Raw genomic sequence first — 21,498 nt, forward strand, 5'->3', positions numbered from 1 at the left:
ATATAATATTTTTTTTTGAGAGTTTATCGGCTAAATCAACATAGTTTTTTATATCCCAATTATTTTGATCGTGATGTGAGTCTATACTCATGAATATCTTTTTTTTACTTTTAGTATTATTTAATTTTTTTGAATTGAGAAAAAAACTTTTATCTGTTTTCTTAAGTTTTAAATTTTTAGTATAAATTATTAATCTTTCTGAAATAGTTAAATGATTTAAAGATTTATCTTTATTTATTATTAAATTTCCTTGTCCAAAAATCTCTTTTTTTTTTATATTCGATAAAATTACTGGTAAAATAAGTCTTGTAGCATTAGATGTAAGAATTATTTGATCTACATCATACGAGTTTATCAAATTTTTAAATGATATAATATTTCGTATTGTTTTAATTATTCCATATCTGTTATTATCAAAATATCTTATATCATGATAAAAACTCTCATTTTTAAAAACATGTTTTGCCTTACTTACTTTATTGGATAAAATATAAATCCTATTTTTATATGTCTTATGTAAAGATCTAAGAAGTGGTAGATGATATATCAAATCTCCGATACCTCTTGCACCTATAATTACTAGAGTTTTTTTTATCATTTGATATTATATAAACTAAATTAATTTACCTACCATCAGATATTTATGATTTTAAATTCAAAATATAATTTTTTATGTCCTTATAAAGTTAAAAATTTAATAAGAATTGGAAGAGAATTTGATGGCGGATACTTAATTTGTGAAGACTCTTTAAAGCATGTAAAAAACTTGATTACCCTTGGCGTTGGAGATGATACCTCATTTGAGCGAGATCTTAATAATAGAATAAAATTAAATAAAATATTATTATTTGACTATACTATAAATAATTATTTATTTGTTAAAATTATTTTAAAATACTTTAGACGATTTATAACTTTCAGATCTCCATTAAAAAACTTCACTTACAGCATAAAAAATTTTTTTGATTTTTTAAACTTTATAAAGAAACCAAATGTAAGTCTTTTAAAATTAAGAGTAGTAAGTCATATAAGAGAAAAAATTGATATTAATTTAAAGAAAATATTTGAAATGCATTTGAATGAAAAAAATTTTTTGAAAATTGATATAGAGGGTGGTGAATATGAAATCATTGAAGATATAATTGATCATAGTCAAAAGATAAGTGTTTTAATTATAGAGTTTCATTGGATTAACAGACAAAAAGAAAAGTTTATTAATTCTGTAGAAAAATTAAAAGAAAAGTTTGACATAATTCATATTCATCCAAACAATTATAAACAAATCCAAAATGATGAGGATTTTTTTGATGTAGTTGAACTGTCTTTTGTTAACAAATCAATAAATAGTTTTAATAATGAAAAGAGATATAATTTTCCAATAGATGGTTTAGATTTTGATTGTTTTCCTAATCACAAAAGTTTTATTTTTTCTTTTCAAAAAGATTAATTAAAAAGCAAGTAAAATAAGATCTATTTTGACAAAAAAAAATTAATTTATAACCTTTTAAATAATTAAATGTACGATCTTATAAAAAAAGATGTTATAATAATTTTTTCCATAAAATAAAATTATGAACAAAAATACATATCAAGCAGACTCCATTAAAGTCTTAAAAGGTTTAGAGGCAGTTAGAAAAAGACCAGGAATGTATATTGGTGATACTGATGATGGAACTGGTCTGCATCATATGGTTTATGAGGTTGTCGATAATTCAATAGATGAAGCTCTAGCAGGATTTTGTAAAAAAATTGAAATAACCCTAAATTCTAACGGCACCGTAACAGTGAAAGATGATGGTAGGGGAATACCTGTGGATATGCATAGAGGTGAGAAAAAATCAGCTGCTGAAGTAATTATGACACAACTACATGCTGGAGGAAAATTTGACCATGATTCTTACAAAGTTTCTGGGGGATTGCATGGTGTAGGAGTATCAGTTGTGAATGCATTATCAGAAAAATTAGAATTAGAAATTCATAGGGATGGAAAAAAGCATTTTATAAAATTTAAAAATGGAGAAGCCGAAAGCCCACTAAAAACAACAGGAAAATCAAAAGACACTGGAACTCAAATTACATTTCTTCCATCTAAGGAAATTTTTTCTTCTATAAAATTTAGTGGAAGTATTCTTATAAAAAGAATGAGAGAACTAGCTTTCTTGAATAAGGGAATAAAAATTATTTTTATAGATGCCACTCTGAAAAAAGAAAAAAGAAGTGAATTTAAATTTGATGGTGGTGTTTTAGAGTTTGTAAACCATTTAGATGAAAAAAGAGAAAAATTACAAAATAAAAATGGAAATGAATTATTCAAAAAGCCAATATACATTGAGGGAAAAAAAGAAAATATAGAAATAGAGTGTTCTTTAAAATGGAATGCTAGTTATTCTGAGGATGTTTATCCATATACTAATAATATTTTTCAAAAAGATGGTGGTACTCACTTATTAGGTTTTAGAAGCGCATTAACAAGAGTTGTAAACAAATATGCTAATGAACATAATTTATTAAAAAAAAATAAACTTACAATTTCTGGGGATGATATTAAAGAAGGACTGACTTGTGTCCTCTCAACCAAAATACCAGATCCAAAATTTTCATCTCAGACTAAGGATAAACTTGTTTCTTCAGAAGTAAGAATGATAGTAGAAACGATTGTTAATGAAAAATTATCAATTTGGTTTGATCAAAATCCGTCGATTGCTAAAATTATTTTAGCAAAAATAATTCAAGCTGCTCTAGCGAGAGATGTGGCAAGAAAAGCAAGAGAAAATGTAAGGAGAAAAGGCGCTCTAGAGTTGAGCGGACTTCCTGGAAAGTTAGCCGATTGTCAAATAGGCAAACAGGAAGGGACAGAGTTATTTATAGTAGAGGGAGATTCTGCAGGAGGCTCTGCGAAACAAGGAAGAAATAGATCAAACCAGGCGGTATTGCCATTAAGAGGTAAAATTTTAAATACTTACGTTGAGGATGTTAATTCAAAAAAAAATGGAAATGGAACAGATCAAAGAACTAAAGCTTTATCAAAAATGGTTTCATCTAATGAAATTCTGACTTTAATTAACGCTTTAGGTTTAGATCCAAAATCTCATGAAATAGATTTAAAAGATTTAAGATATGGAAAAATAATTATAATGACCGATGCTGATGTTGATGGCTCGCATATAAGAGCATTACTGTTAACATTCTTTAACAATAAACCATTTAACAAGCTTATTGAAAATGGAAATATATATTTAGCTCAACCTCCTTTGTTTAAAATTAATAAAGGTTCAAAAGGAATTTATATTAAAGATGAAAATGAATTAGAAAATTACATAATAAACAATAGTAAAGAGCTAAAAAAATTCAAAAAAGGATCGAAAGATTTTTTAAAAGCAATTGATTTAGAAAAGTCAAAAATGGTCATACAAAGGTTTAAAGGTTTGGGTGAGATGAATCCCGAAGAGTTATGGAATACTACTTTAAATCCAGAAACAAGAAATTTATTACAAGTTCAATATTCTAAAGATACAAAAAAAGATCAAAGTTTAATTCATACATTAATGGGCAATGATGTTGCTCTTAGAAAAGATTTTATTACATCAAATGCGATCAATGTAAAAAATCTTGATATTTAGTGAACAATTTTTTTGAAACATCAAAATATTTTACCTTAAAAAAATCCACCTATGTTTTCTTAAGATGGATAGGTATTCTTGGTCAATTATTTTCAATAAGTTTAGTCTATTTTATATTTGATTTTAAATTTGATTATTTTGCTTGTTTTTCAATAATTTTAATAGGAGGAATAAGCAATTTATACTTGGATTTTATTTACAAAAAGGTCCAAATTACAGAGCAAAGTTCTTTTTTATTCCTAGTTTTTGATACTTTGCAGCTTAGTATTTTAACTTATTTAACTGGAGGGATAACCAATCCATTTATTATCTTCTTAATTATCCCAAGTGTATTTTCTGCAGCAAATTTAGGTTTTAGAATTAATCTCAGTTTAGTTGTGATTACTTCGATTATAATAGTATTTTTAACTTTTAATTATCAGCCCCTTCCTTCGCCCTTAAATCTTGATAATAAACTTAATCAATATGTTTACTATTCAATTCCACTTGCATTAATTATAGCATTAGTTTTTTTAAATTATTTTGCGCTTTCTTTTGTGAAAGACTCTAGAATAAGAAAAGAAGCACTTCATAGAATGGAAGAAGTAATGGCCAAAGAGCATGAGCTATTATCATTAGGAGGACAAGCTGCTGCTGCAGCTCACTCATTAGGGACGCCGTTATCAACCATTAAACTGATTTCTCAAGAATTATCTAAACAACTAAAGAGTGATAAAGAAATAAGCAAAGATATTGAACTACTTTCAAGTCAAATAGAAAGATGTGAAGAAATACTTAAAAAATTAAGCATTAACCCTTCAGAAGAAGTTGAATTTATAGATGATGATTTAAGTATGAGAAATTATTTGAAAGATATTACTAAAAGTTTTGAGGAAGTTGGTAATAAAAAATTTATTTTTAATTTTGACCAAGATTCAAATCCAAAAAAAATATCGAAATCTATTGAAGTAGTTTATGGATTGAAAAACTTTATTGGAAATGCTTATAAATTTTCAAAAGAAACAGTTTTTATTAATCTGAAAAGTGATAGTACAATGACTGAAATAACCATTGAAGATGATGGCGATGGTTATCCAAAAGATGTACTACCTAAAATTGGAGAACCTTATTTAAAAACTTCTAATATAGAAAAAAAAGATAAAGCTGGCCTAGGTTTAGGAATATTTATTGGAAAAACTTTATTAGAAAAAAATTTTGCAAAAACTATCTGTCGAAATTCAAAAACACGATCAGGTGCTGAAGTTTTAATAAAATGGAAAAATAGAGAGTTATTTAATATTTAGTGAAATCTTTTTTTTGTCTCAAATAATGAACTTAATTGTGAAACCATAACGTCACCCAATTCATTAACATCAGTTATTTTTATAGCTTTATCATAATATCTTGAAACATCATGACCTATTCCAATAGCTAGTATTTCTATATCTGATTTATCCTCAATAAATTTAACCATTTTTTTTAGATGTTTTTCTAAAAAGTCACCTGAATTTACTGAGAGTGTGGAGTCGTCTACTGGTGCTCCATCAGAAATAACCATTAAAATTTTTCTTTCTTCTTTCCTTTTTTTAATTCTATTAAAAGCCCATTGTATGGCTTCTCCATCTATGTTTTCTTTAAGTAAACCTTCTTTTAACATTAAGCCAAGATTATTTTTGGCCTGTCTCCAATGTGTATCACCACCTTTGTAAATGATATGTCGAAGATCATTTAATCTTCCTGGTGTCTTTGGTTTTTCTTTTTTATTCCAAAGCTCTCTACTTTTTCCACCTTTCCAATTTTTAGTTGTGAAACCAAGTATCTCAACTTTAACTGAGCATCTCTCTAAAGTTCTTGATAAAATATCCGCACATATTGCGGCAATTGTAATTGGCCTACCTCTCATAGAACCCGAATTATCTATTAATAATGTTACAATTGTATCTTTAAATTCTTGATCTTTTTCTTTTTTAAAAGAAAGAGAATTATATGGATCCATAATAATTCTTGGTAATTTAGAACTATCAAGCAGACCTTCTTCTAAATCAAAGTCCCAAGCTCTGTTTTGTTTTGCTAACAATTGTCTTTGTAATTTATTTGCCAGTTTTGTGATTACATCTTGGAAACCTATTAATTGTTGATCTAAGGTTCGTCTTAATTTTGCAGATTCTTCCGAATTTTCTAAATTTTCAGCCTTAATTACTTCATCAAACTGATTGGTAAAGACTTTATATTCAAGATTTAAATTTTTGAGATTAGTTTTTTGAATTACTTGTTCAGAACTTTCTTTATCAGAGTCTGTATCTACAAGCTGTTCATCCATTTTGTATTCATCAATATCATAATCTGAGTCTAGACTAGTTTCAGTCTCTTCGTCTTTACTTTGTTCTTTTTGATCTTCGGACTCAGCTTCCTCATTTTCATTTGATGGATTATCTTGACCTTCGTCGTTATTTTCTTCTTTTTGTTCCTCATTTTCCTCAGTATCAAAAATGTCCATATTTTGAAGAATTTCAGAAAATTTAGATGAATATTTGTTTTGATCATCCAAATTTTCTTTTAAAAAATGAAAATGATCTTTAACTGAGAGATCAAAATCTTTTTCCCAAAATTCTAACATTCTACTCGTTAAAGAATTTAGTTTTACGTTATGAAAATGTTTAAGCATATAAAGTTCAAAAGCTTCAGCAACTGATACGTCTTCTTTAGTTTTAAGTTGGTCTTTTCTTTTAAGACTAATTATTTGTTCATAGTTTTGATTTAAGTTTTTTTCAATGCCTTTAAGCATTCTGAAGCCAAGTTGTTCATATCTTATTTTTTCAGCAATTGTGTATAGAGATTTACAAGAAGAATTTGATGGGAGATTTTTTTTAAAAACTAGATCATCAGAAAATTTTTTCTTAAGTGCCGCAGAATCAGACTCAGCTCTTAATCTTACAAAATCTCTAGGTCCAGCAAGATTATCTATTTCAAAAAAATCAAATTTCTTTGAACTTTTGTTTTTATCTTGTTTTTGATTTAACTCTAAATCATCAGATATAACGCGTACTGTTGATGAAAGGGCTTGTTTAAGTTTTTCTTTAAGAGAGGCTTCTTTGTTGCTCATTTAAATTTGAATATTTACTAAAGACTCTGGCAATTCTTCCCCAAAACATCTTTGATAATATTCAGCTATAGTATTTTTCTCTAGCTCGTCACATTTATTCAAAAATGTAACTCGAAATGCATATCCAGTATCTTTAAATATTTCAGCATTTTCTGCCCAGTGTAAAACAGTTCTTGGACTCATTACTGTTGATATATCTCCAGCTATAAATCCTTTTCTTGTCAATGAAGCAACTTTAATCATATTAGACACTTTTTCTTTACCTTTTGCATTGTTTAGATTTTTGTTTTTGGCAAGTACGATATCCATTTCACGCTCAAGACTTAAATAATTTAAAGTGGTAACGATATTCCATCTATCCATTTGACCTTGATTTATTTGCTGAGTTCCGTGATATAAACCCGTTGTATCACCCAATCCAACTGTATTAGATGTTGCAAATAATCTAAAATATTTGTTTTGTTTAATAACTTTATTTTTATCTAGTAGTGTAAAATTACCTTCAGCTTCCAAAACTCTCTGAATTACAAACATTACATCAGGTCTTCCAGCATCATACTCGTCAAAAACTAAAGCAACAGGATTTTGTATTGACCATGGTAATATCCCCTCATTAAATTGAGTAACCTGTTTTCCATCTTTTAAAACAATTGCGTCTTTTCCTATTAGGTCTATTCTACTTACATGGCTATCTAAGTTAACTCTTATACAAGGCCAATTTAATCTTGCGGCTATTTGTTCTATATGTGTTGATTTACCTGTTCCATGATAACCTTGCACTAAAACTCTCTTATTGAATGCAAACCCAGATATTAGTGCTAAAGTGGTATCTTTATCAAATTTATAACTCTTATCTATTTCAGGCACATATTCTGATTTTTCAGAAAAGGCATCTACCTCCATCTCAGAGTCGATCCCGAAAGTATTTTTTAATGATATTTTAATATCAGGTTTTATATTTAAATTAGGTGTCAATTTTTTCCTTATAAGTATTTTTTAGCTGTGTATATGCTAATGTGATTAATTTAAGTTTTTCCTCGTATTTTTTATTGCCAGCATTAATATCAGGGTGAAATTTTTTGACAAGGGCTTTGAATTTTTCCTGTATTTTCTGCCATTTTAAACCCACAGAAACACCTAGAACACTAAATGCTTTGATATCCTTATGATCAAATTTAAATTTGCTCATATGATTATAATCACTTTTAAATTTATCTTTATCCATCTCATCTTTAAGAGTGTCATTCCACAAAACTTTAAAAAAATTATCTGAAGAGCTAAAATTTTGAGTAGGTTTATGCCATGTCATATCAGATTTTAAAAAATCCATTATCTGATCATCATTCATGCCAGAAAAATAATTCCAATTTTTATTAAATTCCTTCACATGTTCAAGACATAGAAGTCGGTATTTTCTGCTATTATCTTTTTCAACCGGAGCTTTATATTCTCCAATTTCGTTACAATTATTCCAATCACAAATATTTTTCATGTTATAAATAAAGTTATGAAGATAAATAATTTAATTTCAATCATAAAAGAAAAAATTTCAAAAAATATAGTCTGTGAAGATTTAAAAATTGAAGATAAAAGCTTTTTACACAAAAACCATAAAGGTAATGATGGTTCAAGATTTCATATAAAACTTACAATTAAGTCTGATGAATTAAAGAACAAGTCAAAAATTGAAAGCAATAAAAAAATATATAAAATTCTAGATGAAGAGATGAAACAATTTATTCATTCTCTTCAAATATTAATTATCTAAAAATTTTAGAAAGAATTGCTTTAATTTTGAAGTATTAAATTTATTTTTATAATTTACTTTACCAATATAATTAAGAAGTATTAAATTTATATCATTAGATATATTTTTTTTATCATTTTTCATAAATCTAATAAGTTTATTAATATCTTTTTTTGAAAAATATTTTTTCACGTTATTCGGTAAGTTAGCTTTTTGATAATGATTAAAAATTTGATTAAAATCTTTATTTTTTATGATGTTGATTTTTTTACTAAAATTAATTGTGGATATCATACCTAATAGAACAGCCTCTCCATGATTTAATTTTTTTGAGTAATTTAACCCAGCCTCATATGCATGTGCAAAGGTATGACCAAAGTTTAAAATTTTTCTAATACCACTTTCTTTTTCATCTAGCTGAACAATTTTTTGCTTTACTTTACAACTTTCTAAAATTGATTTTTCTATATACGGAGATTTTAATTTTAAAATATTGACAACATTTTTATCTAAAAAGTTAAAAAATTTTCTGTCTTTAATAATTGAATGTTTTAATATTTCACCATAACCACAAGTTATCTCTCTTTTGGGTAATGATTTTAAAAAGCTAGTATCACTGATAACTATTTCAGGTTGATAAAAACTTCCTATCAAATTTTTACCATAAATTGTATTCACACCTGTTTTTCCTCCAATCGAAGAGTCAACTTGTGCAAGTAAAGTTGTTGGGATATTAATAAATTTTAATCCTCTTTTAAATAAGCTTGCAGCAAAACCTCCTGTATCACCTGTTATGCCTCCTCCTATCGCAATTAGACAATCGTTTCTATTAAAATCTTCTTTTTGCAAAATCTCTAGAATATTTAATATCGATTTAAAATTTTTATTTTTTTCGTTTGAATTAAAAAAAATTAATTTTGATTTTTTTTTAAATGGATATGTAATTTTTTTGATTTTGTTTTTATTTAAATTATTATCTATTAAAAATAGACAATTATTAAAGTTAATTTTATTTTGCTTAAATACACGATTTAGATTTTCAGCAATTTTGTCACCGATTATAATAGGATATTTCTTTGATGAGGTATTTACTAATAATTTATAATTTTTCATTTAATTTAATTATTTTATGTACAATTTCTTGTTTGCTTAAATTATCACATTTTATTTTTAAGTGTGATTTTGAATAAATTTTTGATCTTTCTTTAATAAGCTTTTTTAACTCATCTTCATTAAGTTTTGTGGCAACTGGCCTTTTCCTATTATTTTTAATCCTTTCAATTAGAGTTATATCGTCCCATTTTAACCAAACTGATAAATGATTTTCTAAAACTTCTTTTTGTATGTTCTTATTCAAAAAAGCACCACCTCCTAGAGAAATAACTCCCTGGTTTTTTCTTAAAATTGCTAAAGAAACTTTTTCTTCTAACTTTCTAAAAAAAAACTCACCTTTCTTTTCAAAAATATCTTTAATTGATTGTCTTGTTTTATTTTCTATTTCTAGATCAACATCAAAGAAATCAATATTCAATTTTTTTGAAATCATTTTTCCAATTGTGGTCTTACCAGAACCCATCATGCCTAAAAAAACTATATTTTTAAAAGATTTCATCAAGTTTATTTATTGAAAAAACACAAATATGTCTTAATTTGAAAATAATTCTTAGACTATATGCAATTACAAAAAAAAACAAGATCATCCAATTTCAATATAATTAGTCTTTCGATTAAATTAGTAATTGTTGCATTAATTTTTTTTGGTATTGTTTTTTTGCTAAATAAAGTTGATTTTCCCTCACCAAAGAAAACTATTGAGAAAATAATTCCCAATGAAAATTTCAAAATTGTTAAATAAAAAAAATAGTTTTTTTTTAATATTATTTTTTCTATTTTCATTTAACTCATATGCACAAGATGAGCCAGTTGATATCTGGAATATAGATAAATCTAAAACTGATGAACAAGTAATTACAGAAGAGAAAGATGAAACAACAGAAACAAACGAGGAAATTGTTGAGCAAAAAACAATTGATACAGAAGACTTAAAAATTGAAAGTGAAATATTACTGGATCAAAAACTCGAATCTAAAGATGTAAAAATACTTGGATTGTATGATCCTTCTGAAAATGGTTTGAGTATGCAGATGTGGCGTAATTCGAATGGAAATGAATTAAAGAGTATATTTGCAAGTTTAGATAAAATAGATTTATCAAAAGATGCAAATAAAATAATTGAAATTTCATTATTAACTAATGCAAATTATCCAAGTAAAGATATATCTTTTGAAGAATTTTCAAATATTAAATCAAATTGGTTAATTAAAAATTCAAATTTGGATTTAATAGAGGAATACTTAATAAGTAATGAATTATTAAATGAGAGTCCAGAACTGGTTAATCATTTAATAAATGAGCACTTATCAAAATCAAATCTTGAAAAAGCATGTCAAATTTTTGAAAAATCAAAAACTTCACCTGAAGATAAATATTTATTTAAATTTAAATTATATTGCTTGATAAATTCTGATCAAAAAGAACAAGCACAATTAATTTATGATTTAAGAAAAGAATTAGGATTTGAAGATGAATATTTTGAAATAAAAATAAATTATTTACTAGGCTTAACGGAAGAAATGCCTGAAGAAATTTCAGAAAATTCAATATTAGATTTTCATTTAGCACATAGAACTAATCCCAATTTTATATTTGAGCCAAATCAAAATACTTCAAAAATAATTTGGAGTTATTTATCTTCTTCAAATTTATTATTTAAAGCAGATCAAATAGATATTTCGGATCTCGAAAAAATATCTGTTATTGAAAATGCAACAAATGATCAAAATTATTCAGAAAAAGAGTTGTATGAAATATATAAAAAATTTCAGTTTAATATAAATCAATTACTTACAATAAAAGACTCATATAAATTGCTTCCAAAATCTGAAGGTAGAGCTCTTGTATATCAAGGAATTTTACTCACAACAGATATTCCAAAAAAACTAGAATTAATGAAAATTCTTAAAGACTCTTTCCTTGAGGAAAACATTGGTAATGCTTTTGACAGTGAGTTAGATAAATTTTTAACAAATATTGATATAGAGGATGTGCCATCAAATTTTACTACATTTTATAGTACTAATACAAATAAAACAGTAGCAAGTGAAAACTCTGAAATAAAATTTAATAATAAAATATTACATCAATCAAAATTAGTTAATTACTTTGATAATGGATACAAATTAAAGGAAATTGAAAAAGAAGTAGAAAATTTTTTAAAAAAAATAAAAAAGAATAAAAAATATTTTATTTCAAAAAAAGATATAATTTTTTTAGAGACTTTAAAATCTGATGGCATCAAAGTTTCTGAAAAATATAATGATCTTTATGAAATTGATGATGACAAAGAAATACCAACTGATATTCAAAATATGATAATTAAAGAAGATATAGGTGGCGCTTTATTAAGAATTGCACAAGTTATTGGTCAAGACAATATTGAAGAAATAGATGATGATACAATTTACTTTATAATCAGTACTTTGAATAAATTAGACATTGATCCAATAAGAAACAGAATGCTTTTAAAAGTTCTACCTTTAAAAGTCTAAAAATTAGATTAAAATAAAATTATGACCTTAAGAACTATTTTAACAGAACCAAATAAAATTTTAAGACAGATATCTCAAACTGTAGAAAGTGTGGGCAAAGAAGAACAGATGTTAATGGATGATATGTTAGAAACCATGTATGCAGCAAATGGAATTGGTTTAGCAGCAATACAAGTTGGAATACCAAAAAGAATTATAGTTATGGATATTAGTAAAGATGAAAATAAAAAAAAGCCTATGTATTTTGTTAACCCAGTTATTAAAAATAAAAATCCTATAAAATCTACCTATGAAGAAGGATGTTTGTCAGTACCTAATCAATTTGCTGAAATTGATAGACCAAGTAAATGTGATATTGAATTTTTAGATTATAATGGAAATAAACAAACAATAAGTGCCGAGGGATTATTAGCAACTTGTATTCAGCATGAAATGGATCATTTAGAAGGTGTTTTATTTATTGATTACTTGTCAAAATTAAAAAAATCGATGATTTTAAAAAAGCTTTCAAAATTAAAATCTAATTCAGCAGTACTATAATTAATGCTTAAAAAAATTATTTTTATGGGCACACCCATGTTCTCAGTGCCAATTTTAAAATCGCTCTATCAAAATGGATATCCAGTTACTTGCGTTTATACTCAGCCACCTCAAAAATCTAAAAGAGGTCAGAAAGTAAATAAATCACCTATACAAGGTATCTCCGAAACTTTGAATATAGAGTATAGAGCTCCGGAGACACTAAAAGATAATCAAGAAGAATATGAATACATCAAAAATCTACAGGCTGATCTTGCTATCGTGGTAGCTTATGGTCAAATTATTCCAAAAAATATTATAAGTCTTACAAAAAAAGGTTTCATAAATATTCACGCATCTTTGTTACCCAAATGGAGAGGAGCGGCACCTATCCAAAGATCAATTATGAATTTAGATAAAGAAACAGGGATTAGTATTATGAAAATTGATGAGGAATTAGATGCAGGTTCTGTGTCTAATCAATACAAATTAGAAATTGGAGATGAAAACGCAGAAGAAATTTCTGAAAAGTTGTCGTTATTAGCAGCTGAAAAAATACTTGATGAAATAGATGATGTTTTGGATGATAAAGCAAATTTTATAGAACAAGATCATTCCAAAGCAACGTATGCTCCTAAAATAGCTAAATCTGAGGGAAGAATTAATTGGAATGAAAAAGCCGAACAAATATTAGGAAAAGTTAATGGTCTTTATCCTGTTCCTGGTGCGTGGTTTAATTTTGATGGAGAAAGGTATAAAATTTTAAAGGCAAAAATTGGCAATGCAGTTGGAAAAGTTGGAGAAGTTTCATCTGATCAATTAGAGATAATTTGTGGAGACAACAAATCTCTTAAAATAGTTGAAATACAAAGACAAGGCAAAAGAGTGCAATCAATAAATGAGTTTATGCTTGGTTCTAGAATTAAAAAGGGCATGATCTTACCTAATGAATAGATATCAAATTCTAATCGAATACGTTGGCACTAATTTCAAAGGTTGGCAGATTCAAAAAAAAGGAATTACTGTTCAGGGTTTATTACAGCAAGAAATGTCTAAAATTTTAAAAGAGAAAATAAAAGTTTATGGGTCAGGGCGAACTGATGCAGGAGTTCATGCTATACAACAATCAGCTCATTTTGATTGTTCACATGAAATTAAAGATTTAAAAAAAATATTTAATTCGATTAATTTTTTTATAAATCCTTATCAAGTAACATTATTAAAATTAATAAAAAAAAATTCTAATTTTCATGCTAGATTTTCTGCAAAAAAAAGACTTTATAAATATGTAATAATTAATCGAACAGGTGTGCCAGCTATTGATAAAAAAAGATCTTGGCATGTAAGAAAAGATTTAGACTTAGGTTTAATGAAAAAGGGTGCCTTAAAATTATTAGGAAAAAAAGATTTTTCAACTTTTAGAGCTTCAAGCTGTAATGCAAAAAGCTCCATTAGAACTATGGAGAAAGTTACTGTCACTAAAAGTAAAAATAAAATTATAATAAAATTTCAATCTCAATCATTTTTACAACAACAAGTAAGATCTATGGTTGGTTGTTTAAAATACCTTGGTGAACAAAAATGGACATTAAATCAGTTTGTCAAAATAATTAAGTCTAAAAATAGAAAACTTTGTGCACCACCTGCACCTGCTGAGGGATTATTTCTTGAGAGAGTTTTTTATTAGATTTTTTTTATTACCCATTGCGAATTTCTTATTTATTCTCCATCTAGACTCAGCTCTTACAATGTAACCGCAACAATTTTTTGATTTACATCTACACGGGAACTGTTTGTAATTTTCATCAAATCCAAATCCATAATCACAAGTGAATTCTTCACCTTTTTTAATATCTTTAATTGCTTTAACCCATATTCTTAGTCCCTTGCCATCATAGTCGCAATTATTATCACATGAATGATTTATTAAACCTGCCGTGTTCCATGGAAAATCTCCATCAAGATCATATTTTTTATTTATAGTAAATAAATAAATTGGTTTACTGTTATCGTATTTATCAGACTCTTCAGTTTGTTTTTTTGTGATTAATTTGCCTTTGTAATCAATTATTTTAGTACCAGCTTTAATATCTTTGGTGGCATAAAGTCCTCTACCTTTTTTGTCAATTTTGGATTTGTTTATTCTATAAAGTTTCATTTCTTGATCTCTTTATTAGGAAAAAAATAATTATCAATTAAATTCTATTAAAGCATCCACATGTCTTTTAGTGCAGTCTCTTAATGCATTTAAATCATATCCACCTTCTAAAATTGAAACCACTTGGCCATTGCTATATTCTTTTGCAAGTTGTAACGTTCTTTTAGTGATCGTATAAAAATCTTCAGTTTCTAACTTTAATTGAGCTAAAGGATCATTTTTATGAGCATCAAATCCAGCAGAAAACAATATGAATTCAGGCTTAAATTCTTTTAGCTTATTAAGAGCATAATCATAAGCGTTTAAATATTGTTCTGAGTTTGTACCTGCCTCTAAGGGTAGATTAAAAACATTATTGAATTTACCTTTTTCGCTTTCAGATCCTGATCCTGGATAATAAGGAAATTGGTGAGTGGAAATGTAAAGAACTTTTTCGTTATCATAAAATATATCTTGTGTTCCATTACCATGATGAACATCAAAATCTATTATTGCTACTCTTTTGAAGTTAAATTTTTCTATTAGATAGGTAGCCCCAACTGCAACATTATTATAGATACAAAAGCCCATCGCTTTATCTTTTTCAGCATGGTGACCAGGTGGTCTTACTGAACAAAAAGCATTTTTGTATTTCTTTTCAATCACACCATCTATTGCTGTTATTATTGAGCCAACAGCGTCTATCGTAGCATCTTTGCTACCTGGTGAAACTATTGTATCTCCATCTAAAAATTCCAAACCTTTTGAGGGAAATGAGTTCCCTACAAAATCGATATAATCCGAGGTATGAGTTGATTTTAAGAGGTTTAAATCAAATTTTTTTGGTTTTTCCCAAATTAGGTTTTGATTATTAAGTTTTTTGAAATTATCTATGACTACTGAAACCCTATCTATTTTTTCTGGATGTCCATTACCCGTGTCGTGATTTTGATAAGTATCAGTTGTTATTAATCCAGTTTTCAATTGAAATAATTTTTTAGGATGGTTTCGTAGATTTTAGTAAGTTTTTTTAAATCAATTATTGAAACTGCTTCATCAATCTTATGCATTGTTTTACCAACTAATCCAAACTCAAGACAAGGAGTAATTTTTCTTATAAATCTTGCATCAGAAGTTCCACCAGTGGTAGATAGTTTAGGATTAATTTTAGTAATTTGTTTTACAACATCTCTTATCATAAAAGTAGTAGAGTTTGGTTTTGATAAGAAAGCTTCACCAGAAACTCTGTAATTAATTTCAAATTTTACTTTATCTTTTGATGATATTTTCTTGATAACTTTATTAAGTTTATTTTTTATAGAATTAGATGTGTGTTTATTATTAAATCTTATATTAAAAGTAGCTGAAGCTATGGCAGGAATTACATTTTCAGCGTGATTATTTATATCCATTTTAGTTATTTCTAAATTTGATGGCTGAAAATCTTTTGTTCCTGTATCGAATTTTATATTTTTAAATTCGTTTAATATTTTTATTATTGATGTAACAGGATTTTTTGCTCGATGTGGATATGCTACATGTCCTTGAACTCCATGAATTATAAGTTTTCCATTCATACTTCCTCGTCTGCCAATTTTAATCATTTCACCTAATTTATTTGGATTGGTAGGCTCACCTACAATACAAAAATCTATTTTTTCTTTTTTTCTTTTGAGATAATCGACAACTTTTTTTGTACCGTTTACAGCAATACCTTCTTCATCACCTGTTATTAGTAAACTAATTGAACCGTTAAATTTATTTTGTGAAACATATTTGCTAATAGCAGAAACAAAAGCTGCGATAGAACTTTTCATATCATTTGCACCTCTTCCAATTAAATGACCTTTTTTAATTGCAGGTTTAAAAGGATTGATTGTCCAATCTTTTGTATTACCTGGGGGAACAACATCTAAATGGCCAGCAAAACATAGATTGGGACTTTTGTTTCCAAGTCTTGCATATAAATTCTTCACTGGTTTTGTGTTTTTTTCAGTAAAGGTTAAAATTTTATTTTTAAAACCTAAAGATTTTAATTTTTTTTCTAAGTATCCCATCACTCCAGCATCAGTTGGTGTGATAGATGGAAATCGAATTAGCTCTTTAGCTAACTGTAGTTCATCAATTTTTGGCATCTTAGTCTCTTAAAAGATCGTTTACAGATGTTTTTGATCTAGTTTTTTCATCAACTTGTTTAATGATTACTGCACAATATAAAGAGGGTGCAGCAGGGTTATTTTTGTCTGGTAATGAACCTGGAACAACTACTGAGTAAGGCGGGATTTTCCCAAATGTAACTTCACCAGTTTTTCGATTAACAATTTTAGTTGATTGTCCAATATACATTCCCATACTTAATACTGATCCTTCCCCAACTATTACGCCTTCAACTACTTCTGACATAGCACCCACAAACACGTTGTCCTCAATAATTGTTGGCAAAGCTTGAGCTGGCTCTAATACACCACCGATACCTGTTCCAGCAGAAATATGACAATTTTTTCCAATCTGACAGCAACTACCAGCACGACTAAAAGTATCCATCATAGTTCCTTCATCTATGTAAGCACCTATATTTATATAGCTCGGCATTAACACTACATTTTTTGCAACATAAGAACCTTTTCTCATCGCTGTATTTGGTACCATTCTAAATCCTGCTTTTTCAAAATCATCATTCGTCCATCCCGCAGTTTTTCCTTTGAGTAAATGTGCTTTATCTCTCCAAGCAGAATACGGACCATCTAAAGTTTCCATTCCATGAATTCTAAAACTTAGCATGATTGCTTTTTTAAGGTGTTGGTGTGTCACCCATTCACCATTTATTTTTTCAGCAACTCTAGATTTGCCACTGTCCAATTCTTCAATTACTTGATTAATAGTATCTTTTAATTTTTGATCAGAGTTTTGATTTACTTGATCTTTATTTTCCCACGCTTCGTTTATAATATTTTCTATAGTCATATTTTACTGGTTTTTTAATAACCTTATTTCTTTTAAAAATAAAGTAAGATTTTCTATTTTATAATCAATATAGTCTTTATCAGATTCTTTTTTCCCCCATTCTTCATCGTTTATTAACCAAGCTGTTATTGTTCCTCTTTCTTTACCTATTGAAAGATTTTTTGCTATATCTTCAATGTATAAAGTTTCTTTAGGGTCTATTTTAAATTTTTCTATCATCAAATCAAAAGCTTTAGCTTCAGGTTTTGGATGATATTCTGCATCAACAATATCAAATATACCTTCAAATTGATCTTCAATACCAAGAGTTGAAGTTATATGTTTTACATGGTCATAACTACCGTTAGTAAAAACAAATTTTTTTAAGTTAATATTTTCTAATTCATATCTAAGAGCTGTGTCTTTCTCTAAAAATGATAAATCAATATCATGAACAAAATCTAAAAACTCTTTTGGATCTATATCATGATGGATCATTAATCCATTAAGGCTTGTATTATATTTATGAAAATAATTTGTTTGAAGTTCTTTAGCTTTTTTTAAATCTACATTAAGTTTATTTGAAATGTATTTGGTCATTTTTCTACTAACTTGACCAAAAACTGCTTCAAGGTCTTGATATAAAACACCATCACAATCAAAAAGAATGTTTTTTATATTTTTAATTTCCTTCATTTTCTTATTAAAGTCCCTGAGCCCTGATCGGATAAAAGTTCAAATAAAACTGAATGAGGCTTTCTTCCGTCAATTATACACACACCTTTTACGCCATTTGAAGCAACATCTAAACAATTATTAATTTTTGGTATCATCCCACCAGTAATAACTTCTTTTTGAATTAATTCTTCAGAGGTTACTGAATTTATTTCACTTATAAGTTCACTTTCTTTATTTAGAACTCCTTCAACATCACTCAATATTAATAATCTTCTTGCATTTAATGATTTGGCAATTGCACCTGCGGCCGTGTCTGCATTTATATTATAAATGTTATCTTGATTATCCTTACCTAAAGGAGCAATAACCGGAATTCTATCTGCTTTAATTGTGTCTTGAATTTTTGAATTTTCCACATTTGTTGGTAAGCCAACATAACCAAGTTCATCATTTTCTTTTGTGGCTTCAATTATTGAATTATCTTTTGATGTAAATTGTTGTGCCTTTATTCCTGTTTGTTCTAATGATTTTACTATTTCATGATTAAAATTTGATAAAACACTTTCAACTATTGTTATTATTTTCTCATCTGTAATTCTTAAACCATTTATAAATTTAGACTCGATATCTAATTCTTTTAGTTTTTCAGTAATTCTTTTTCCTCCACCATGGATAATGACTGGATTAAACCCTAATTTTCTTAGAGTTGAAATATCATTAATCAAATGATTGTATAAATCAGGATTAGTTAATACACTTCCACCACATTTAATAACAATATATTCATCATTATATTTTTCTAAGTATTTTTTTACTTGCTCTATTGAAGGTCCAGATTTAGGAATTATAGAATTTATCTCTGCATCACTTAAAGAGGACATCTATGTAGTAGTTTTTACAGTAGTTCTCTTCATTATGAACAGTTGTTGGGCCATTGTTAAAATATTGTTTACTGTCCAGTAAATTACCAATCCAGCAGGGAATGGTGCTAAGATTACAGTTAAAAATAGTGGAAAGAATGCAAAAATTTTAGCCTGCATTGGATCAGTAGGGGCAGGATTTAATTTTTGTTGCACCCACATTGATACACCCATCGCAATTGGCCAAGCACCAATAACTAAAAATGACGGTACATCATAAGGAAGTAGTCCAAATAAATTAAATAAACTAGTTGGGTCACGTTCACTTAAATCTTGTATCCATCCATAAAATGGCATTTGTCTCATCTCTATTGTTACAAATAAAACTTTGTATAAAGCAAAAAATACAGGGATCTGTATCATTATTGGTAAACAACCCGACATAGGGTTTACTTTTTCTTTTTTATAAAGAGCCATCATTTCTTGCTGTAATTTCATCTTGTCTTCTTTGTGCAATTCTTTAAGTCTTGTCATTTCAGGAGTTAAAGCTTTCATCTTCGCCATACTTCTGAATGAAAAGTTTGCAAGTGGAAAGAAAACCAATCGAATGCAAATGGTAACTGCTATTATTGCTAATCCATAATTACCTAACAATTTAAAGAAGTAATCAATTGCATAAAATAAGGGTTTAGTTATGAAGTATAAAAATCCCCAATCAATCACTAAATCAAATTTATCTATGTTAAGTTCTGCAGCATAACCATCAATTGTATCAACTCTTTTTGCAGCAACAATTATTTGCATATTATCCTCTATTGAGGAATTGCTACTTAATTCCATTGGTTCTGTGGATATATAATTTGCTCTAAACTTATTTTTATAATCAAAAGTAGTTTTAAATTCCTTATTTCTTGGAGGAACTATTGAACTAATCCAGTATTTATCTCCAACACCAAACCATCCTTTTTGTGCAGTCATTGAAAATTTTTCTTCTTCAATGTCATCATAATCCTGCTCGATTAGCTCATCATCTAATGCAGCTAACATTCCTTCATGTAGAATATAAAAATTAGATAACCCCTCTGGAATTTTATTTCTTATAATTTGGCCGTATGAGTAAAAGTCGTATTTTTTATCGGTCGAATTAATTACTTTTTGATTAATTGAAAATAAGAACTTGTTATCGATAGATATTTCTTTCTCAAAAGTTATTCCTTGATCATTAGTCCAAACAAGTTTAACAGGATTTCCTTCTCTAAGTTGATTATTACCAATTACAGACCAAATAGAATCAGAATTAGGAATATCAATGTTTTTATCAGTAGTAACAAAACCACTTTCTATAAAGTATCCATCTTCAATATTTCTGGGATTTAATAATGTAATATTGATGTCACTCTCTAAGGAAGTATCATAATTTTTAAATGTCAAATCATCAATAATCGCACCTTTGAGTGAAATTGAACCAATGATATTTTCATTTTCAAATTGTATTCTTTCATTTTGATCGATTGCTTCTTCTCTTGAAATTTTAACTAAATTTTCTTTTTGATCTAAACTAGGTGCATCAGAATTTTGTTCTACTTTGTCTTTTTCTGACAAATTTTGATTTCTTGGTTGAGGTTCGGGAGCAAAAAATAATGAATAGAGAATTATAACTGCTGCCGATAAAGAAATAGCTGCTACTACGTTTTTTTGATCCATTATTTTTTAACCTTAAGTTTTTTGTTAACAGGGTCAAAACCTTCGCCACCACCTAAAAATTTTATTGGATGACATGATAAAATTCTTTTTAAGCTTAAAAATGTACCTTTGAATAAACCATAAGTTTTTAAAGCTTCAATGCTGTATTCAGAACAAGTTGGTAAATATCTACATGAAGGAGCAAGTAAAGGGCTTATTAAATATTTATATCCTCTAATAAAATAAATTAATCCTTTAGTAAAAATATTCATTATTTAATTTTCTCAAAATCTTTAAATAGAGTTTCTTTTATATTTAAGTAGTCGTTATTTAGCATAGTTGGCTTAGCAATAACAAGAAATGAATAGTTAAAGTTTATGGACACTTTTTTAACTGCTTCATTAGTTATATTTCTTAATCTTCTCTTAATTTTGTTCCTTTTAACAGCATTTCCAATTTTTCTTTTTGTAACAAAGCTAATATTAAGTTTTTTGGTATCTTTACTTAAAAGTTTACCAAAAAAAATTGTCACAAATTTATTGCTGACTTTTCTTTTTTTTAGAAGTGATTTGAAATCTTCATTTTTAGAAAGAGCAAGAATTTTGCTTTTCATTAAATAGA

The 21,498-nt window shown here is 27.4% G+C and carries 24 protein-coding genes; 9 read left to right on the forward strand and 15 right to left on the reverse strand.

From position 1 onward, the window contains the following. Positions 1-598, reverse strand: a 598-nt coding sequence (locus tag ACTT90_RS04620) for a glycosyltransferase family 9 protein (protein WP_440937657.1), incomplete at its 3' end; no start/stop codon positions are given. Positions 599-643: 45 nt separating this feature from the next. On the opposite strand from ACTT90_RS04620, the gene ACTT90_RS04625 reads away from it, so the two are divergent. The 3 genes from ACTT90_RS04625 to ACTT90_RS04635 all read left to right on the forward strand — a co-directional run bounded on the left by ACTT90_RS04625 (position 644) and on the right by ACTT90_RS04635 (position 4,903). Then, positions 644-1,447, forward strand: a complete 804-nt coding sequence (locus ACTT90_RS04625) for an FkbM family methyltransferase (RefSeq protein WP_440937658.1) — start codon at positions 644-646, stop codon at positions 1,445-1,447. A 121-nt stretch (positions 1,448-1,568) separates the two neighbouring features. Continuing rightward, positions 1,569-3,620, forward strand: a complete 2,052-nt coding sequence (locus ACTT90_RS04630; RefSeq protein ID WP_440937731.1) for a DNA gyrase subunit B — start codon at positions 1,569-1,571, stop codon at positions 3,618-3,620. Then, a complete protein-coding gene (locus ACTT90_RS04635; protein ID WP_440937659.1) occupies positions 3,620-4,903 on the forward strand; it encodes an ActS/PrrB/RegB family redox-sensitive histidine kinase in 1,284 nt (427 codons plus the stop codon). Before ACTT90_RS04630 ends, ACTT90_RS04635 begins: the two co-directional genes overlap by 1 nt. Here ACTT90_RS04635 and ACTT90_RS04640 read toward each other — a convergent pair. The 3 genes from ACTT90_RS04640 to ACTT90_RS04650 are packed head-to-tail and all read right to left on the reverse strand — an operon-like array spanning position 4,900 to position 8,194. Then, a complete protein-coding gene (locus ACTT90_RS04640) occupies positions 4,900-6,702 on the reverse strand; it encodes a cobaltochelatase CobT-related protein (protein WP_440937660.1) in 1,803 nt (600 codons plus the stop codon). The genes ACTT90_RS04635 and ACTT90_RS04640 overlap by 4 nt on opposite strands. Further along, positions 6,703-7,677, reverse strand: coding sequence for a cobaltochelatase subunit CobS (gene cobS, locus ACTT90_RS04645; RefSeq protein WP_440937661.1), 975 nt, complete (start codon positions 7,675-7,677; stop codon positions 6,703-6,705). Next, positions 7,667-8,194 (reverse strand): J domain-containing protein, encoded by a 528-nt coding sequence (locus ACTT90_RS04650; RefSeq protein ID WP_440937662.1) that lies wholly within the window; start codon positions 8,192-8,194, stop codon positions 7,667-7,669. Before ACTT90_RS04650 ends, cobS begins: the two co-directional genes overlap by 11 nt. Positions 8,195-8,209: 15 nt before the next feature. Here ACTT90_RS04650 and ACTT90_RS04655 point away from each other — a divergent pair, with 15 nt between their 5' ends. Next, on the forward strand, positions 8,210-8,470 hold the full coding sequence (locus tag ACTT90_RS04655) for a BolA/IbaG family iron-sulfur metabolism protein (RefSeq protein WP_440937663.1): 261 nt from the start codon (positions 8,210-8,212) through the stop codon (positions 8,468-8,470). Here ACTT90_RS04655 and aroB read toward each other — a convergent pair. Together aroB and ACTT90_RS04665 are read right to left on the reverse strand one after the other, a co-directional pair. Then, entirely contained in the window at positions 8,459-9,562 is a 1,104-nt protein-coding gene (gene aroB, locus ACTT90_RS04660; RefSeq protein ID WP_440937664.1) for a 3-dehydroquinate synthase, read from the reverse strand. The genes ACTT90_RS04655 and aroB overlap by 12 nt on opposite strands. After that, complete coding sequence (locus ACTT90_RS04665) at positions 9,549-10,061, reverse strand: shikimate kinase (RefSeq protein ID WP_440937665.1); 513 nt, start codon at positions 10,059-10,061, stop codon at positions 9,549-9,551. The genes aroB and ACTT90_RS04665 overlap by 14 nt, the downstream gene beginning before the upstream one ends. Before the next feature lie 60 nt (positions 10,062-10,121). Between ACTT90_RS04665 and ACTT90_RS04670 the strand changes: the two genes are divergently transcribed. Genes ACTT90_RS04670 through truA form a run of 5 tightly spaced genes read left to right on the forward strand, consistent with a single transcriptional unit; the run spans position 10,122 to position 14,263 of the window. Then, positions 10,122-10,304, forward strand: a complete 183-nt coding sequence (locus ACTT90_RS04670; protein WP_440937666.1) for a hypothetical protein — start codon at positions 10,122-10,124, stop codon at positions 10,302-10,304. After that, positions 10,279-12,057 carry a hypothetical protein gene (locus ACTT90_RS04675; RefSeq protein ID WP_440937667.1) on the forward strand — a complete coding sequence of 593 codons (1,779 nt, stop codon included), beginning with the start codon at positions 10,279-10,281 and terminating at the stop codon, positions 12,055-12,057. Before ACTT90_RS04670 ends, ACTT90_RS04675 begins: the two co-directional genes overlap by 26 nt. 21 nt (positions 12,058-12,078) lie before the next feature. Beyond that, positions 12,079-12,597, forward strand: a complete 519-nt coding sequence (gene def / locus ACTT90_RS04680; RefSeq protein WP_440937668.1) for a peptide deformylase — start codon at positions 12,079-12,081, stop codon at positions 12,595-12,597. 3 nt (positions 12,598-12,600) lie between these two features. Further along, positions 12,601-13,530: a methionyl-tRNA formyltransferase gene (gene fmt / locus ACTT90_RS04685; protein ID WP_440937669.1), complete on the forward strand. Its 930-nt coding sequence runs from the start codon at positions 12,601-12,603 to the stop codon at positions 13,528-13,530. Then, positions 13,523-14,263: a tRNA pseudouridine(38-40) synthase TruA gene (gene truA, locus ACTT90_RS04690; RefSeq protein ID WP_440937670.1), complete on the forward strand. Its 741-nt coding sequence runs from the start codon at positions 13,523-13,525 to the stop codon at positions 14,261-14,263. Before fmt ends, truA begins: the two co-directional genes overlap by 8 nt. Here the strand turns inward: truA and ACTT90_RS04695 are convergent. From ACTT90_RS04695 to rnpA, 9 genes are read right to left on the reverse strand one after another with little or no spacing between them, the layout of a single operon-like run. Continuing rightward, positions 14,237-14,734, reverse strand: a complete 498-nt coding sequence (locus ACTT90_RS04695; RefSeq protein ID WP_440937671.1) for an SET domain-containing protein — start codon at positions 14,732-14,734, stop codon at positions 14,237-14,239. The two genes, truA and ACTT90_RS04695, sit on opposite strands and share 27 nt — an antisense overlap. 33 nt (positions 14,735-14,767) lie before the next feature. Further along, entirely contained in the window at positions 14,768-15,697 is a 930-nt protein-coding gene (locus tag ACTT90_RS04700) for a histone deacetylase family protein (RefSeq protein WP_440937672.1), read from the reverse strand. Beyond that, complete coding sequence (gene dapE / locus ACTT90_RS04705; RefSeq protein WP_440937673.1) at positions 15,694-16,848, reverse strand: succinyl-diaminopimelate desuccinylase; 1,155 nt, start codon at positions 16,846-16,848, stop codon at positions 15,694-15,696. The genes ACTT90_RS04700 and dapE overlap by 4 nt, the downstream gene beginning before the upstream one ends. Position 16,849: 1 nt before the next feature. Beyond that, positions 16,850-17,677 carry a 2,3,4,5-tetrahydropyridine-2,6-dicarboxylate N-succinyltransferase gene (gene dapD / locus ACTT90_RS04710; protein ID WP_440937674.1) on the reverse strand — a complete coding sequence of 276 codons (828 nt, stop codon included), beginning with the start codon at positions 17,675-17,677 and terminating at the stop codon, positions 16,850-16,852. Positions 17,678-17,680: 3 nt separating this feature from the next. After that, the gene (locus ACTT90_RS04715; RefSeq protein ID WP_440937675.1) at positions 17,681-18,352 is read right to left on the reverse strand and encodes a pyrimidine 5'-nucleotidase; all 672 of its coding nucleotides are present in this window, start codon (positions 18,350-18,352) and stop codon (positions 17,681-17,683) included. Next, positions 18,349-19,215 carry an acetylglutamate kinase gene (gene argB / locus ACTT90_RS04720; protein ID WP_440937676.1) on the reverse strand — a complete coding sequence of 289 codons (867 nt, stop codon included), beginning with the start codon at positions 19,213-19,215 and terminating at the stop codon, positions 18,349-18,351. Before argB ends, ACTT90_RS04715 begins: the two co-directional genes overlap by 4 nt. After that, positions 19,216-20,898 (reverse strand): membrane protein insertase YidC, encoded by a 1,683-nt coding sequence (gene yidC / locus ACTT90_RS04725; RefSeq protein WP_440937677.1) that lies wholly within the window; start codon positions 20,896-20,898, stop codon positions 19,216-19,218. It abuts the gene before it with no gap. Further along, positions 20,898-21,149 (reverse strand): membrane protein insertion efficiency factor YidD, encoded by a 252-nt coding sequence (gene yidD / locus ACTT90_RS04730; RefSeq protein ID WP_440937678.1) that lies wholly within the window; start codon positions 21,147-21,149, stop codon positions 20,898-20,900. Before yidD ends, yidC begins: the two co-directional genes overlap by 1 nt. Next, positions 21,149-21,490, reverse strand: coding sequence for a ribonuclease P protein component (rnpA, locus tag ACTT90_RS04735; protein WP_440937679.1), 342 nt, complete (start codon positions 21,488-21,490; stop codon positions 21,149-21,151). Before rnpA ends, yidD begins: the two co-directional genes overlap by 1 nt. Between the last annotated feature and the right edge of the window lie 8 nt (positions 21,491-21,498).

The sequence above is a fragment of the Candidatus Pelagibacter sp. genome (assembly GCF_052049935.1).
GTDB lineage: Bacteria > Pseudomonadota > Alphaproteobacteria > Pelagibacterales > Pelagibacteraceae > Pelagibacter.

What these genes read in the sequence shown, in the direction of transcription:
- yidC (WP_440937677.1), bottom strand. Translation starts at nt 20,898, where the DNA reads ATGGATCAAAAAAACGTAGTAGCAGCTATTTCTTTATCGGCAGCAGTT.
- yidD (WP_440937678.1), bottom strand. Translation starts at nt 21,149, where the DNA reads ATGAATATTTTTACTAAAGGATTAATTTATTTTATTAGAGGATATAAA.
- argB (WP_440937676.1), bottom strand. Translation starts at nt 19,215, where the DNA reads ATGTCCTCTTTAAGTGATGCAGAGATAAATTCTATAATTCCTAAATCT.
- fmt (WP_440937669.1), top strand. Translation starts at nt 12,601, where the DNA reads ATGCTTAAAAAAATTATTTTTATGGGCACACCCATGTTCTCAGTGCCA.
- truA (WP_440937670.1), top strand. Translation starts at nt 13,523, where the DNA reads ATGAATAGATATCAAATTCTAATCGAATACGTTGGCACTAATTTCAAA.
- rnpA (WP_440937679.1), bottom strand. Translation starts at nt 21,490, where the DNA reads ATGAAAAGCAAAATTCTTGCTCTTTCTAAAAATGAAGATTTCAAATCA.
- ACTT90_RS04675 (WP_440937667.1), top strand. Translation starts at nt 10,279, where the DNA reads ATGAAAATTTCAAAATTGTTAAATAAAAAAAATAGTTTTTTTTTAATA.
- ACTT90_RS04665 (WP_440937665.1), bottom strand. Translation starts at nt 10,061, where the DNA reads ATGAAATCTTTTAAAAATATAGTTTTTTTAGGCATGATGGGTTCTGGT.
- ACTT90_RS04695 (WP_440937671.1), bottom strand. Translation starts at nt 14,734, where the DNA reads ATGAAACTTTATAGAATAAACAAATCCAAAATTGACAAAAAAGGTAGA.
- ACTT90_RS04625 (WP_440937658.1), top strand. Translation starts at nt 644, where the DNA reads ATGATTTTAAATTCAAAATATAATTTTTTATGTCCTTATAAAGTTAAA.
- ACTT90_RS04715 (WP_440937675.1), bottom strand. Translation starts at nt 18,352, where the DNA reads ATGAAGGAAATTAAAAATATAAAAAACATTCTTTTTGATTGTGATGGT.
- dapE (WP_440937673.1), bottom strand. Translation starts at nt 16,848, where the DNA reads ATGCCAAAAATTGATGAACTACAGTTAGCTAAAGAGCTAATTCGATTT.
- aroB (WP_440937664.1), bottom strand. Translation starts at nt 9,562, where the DNA reads ATGAAAAATTATAAATTATTAGTAAATACCTCATCAAAGAAATATCCT.
- ACTT90_RS04655 (WP_440937663.1), top strand. Translation starts at nt 8,210, where the DNA reads ATGAAGATAAATAATTTAATTTCAATCATAAAAGAAAAAATTTCAAAA.
- def (WP_440937668.1), top strand. Translation starts at nt 12,079, where the DNA reads ATGACCTTAAGAACTATTTTAACAGAACCAAATAAAATTTTAAGACAG.
- ACTT90_RS04650 (WP_440937662.1), bottom strand. Translation starts at nt 8,194, where the DNA reads ATGAAAAATATTTGTGATTGGAATAATTGTAACGAAATTGGAGAATAT.
- dapD (WP_440937674.1), bottom strand. Translation starts at nt 17,677, where the DNA reads ATGACTATAGAAAATATTATAAACGAAGCGTGGGAAAATAAAGATCAA.
- ACTT90_RS04670 (WP_440937666.1), top strand. Translation starts at nt 10,122, where the DNA reads ATGCAATTACAAAAAAAAACAAGATCATCCAATTTCAATATAATTAGT.
- ACTT90_RS04640 (WP_440937660.1), bottom strand. Translation starts at nt 6,702, where the DNA reads ATGAGCAACAAAGAAGCCTCTCTTAAAGAAAAACTTAAACAAGCCCTT.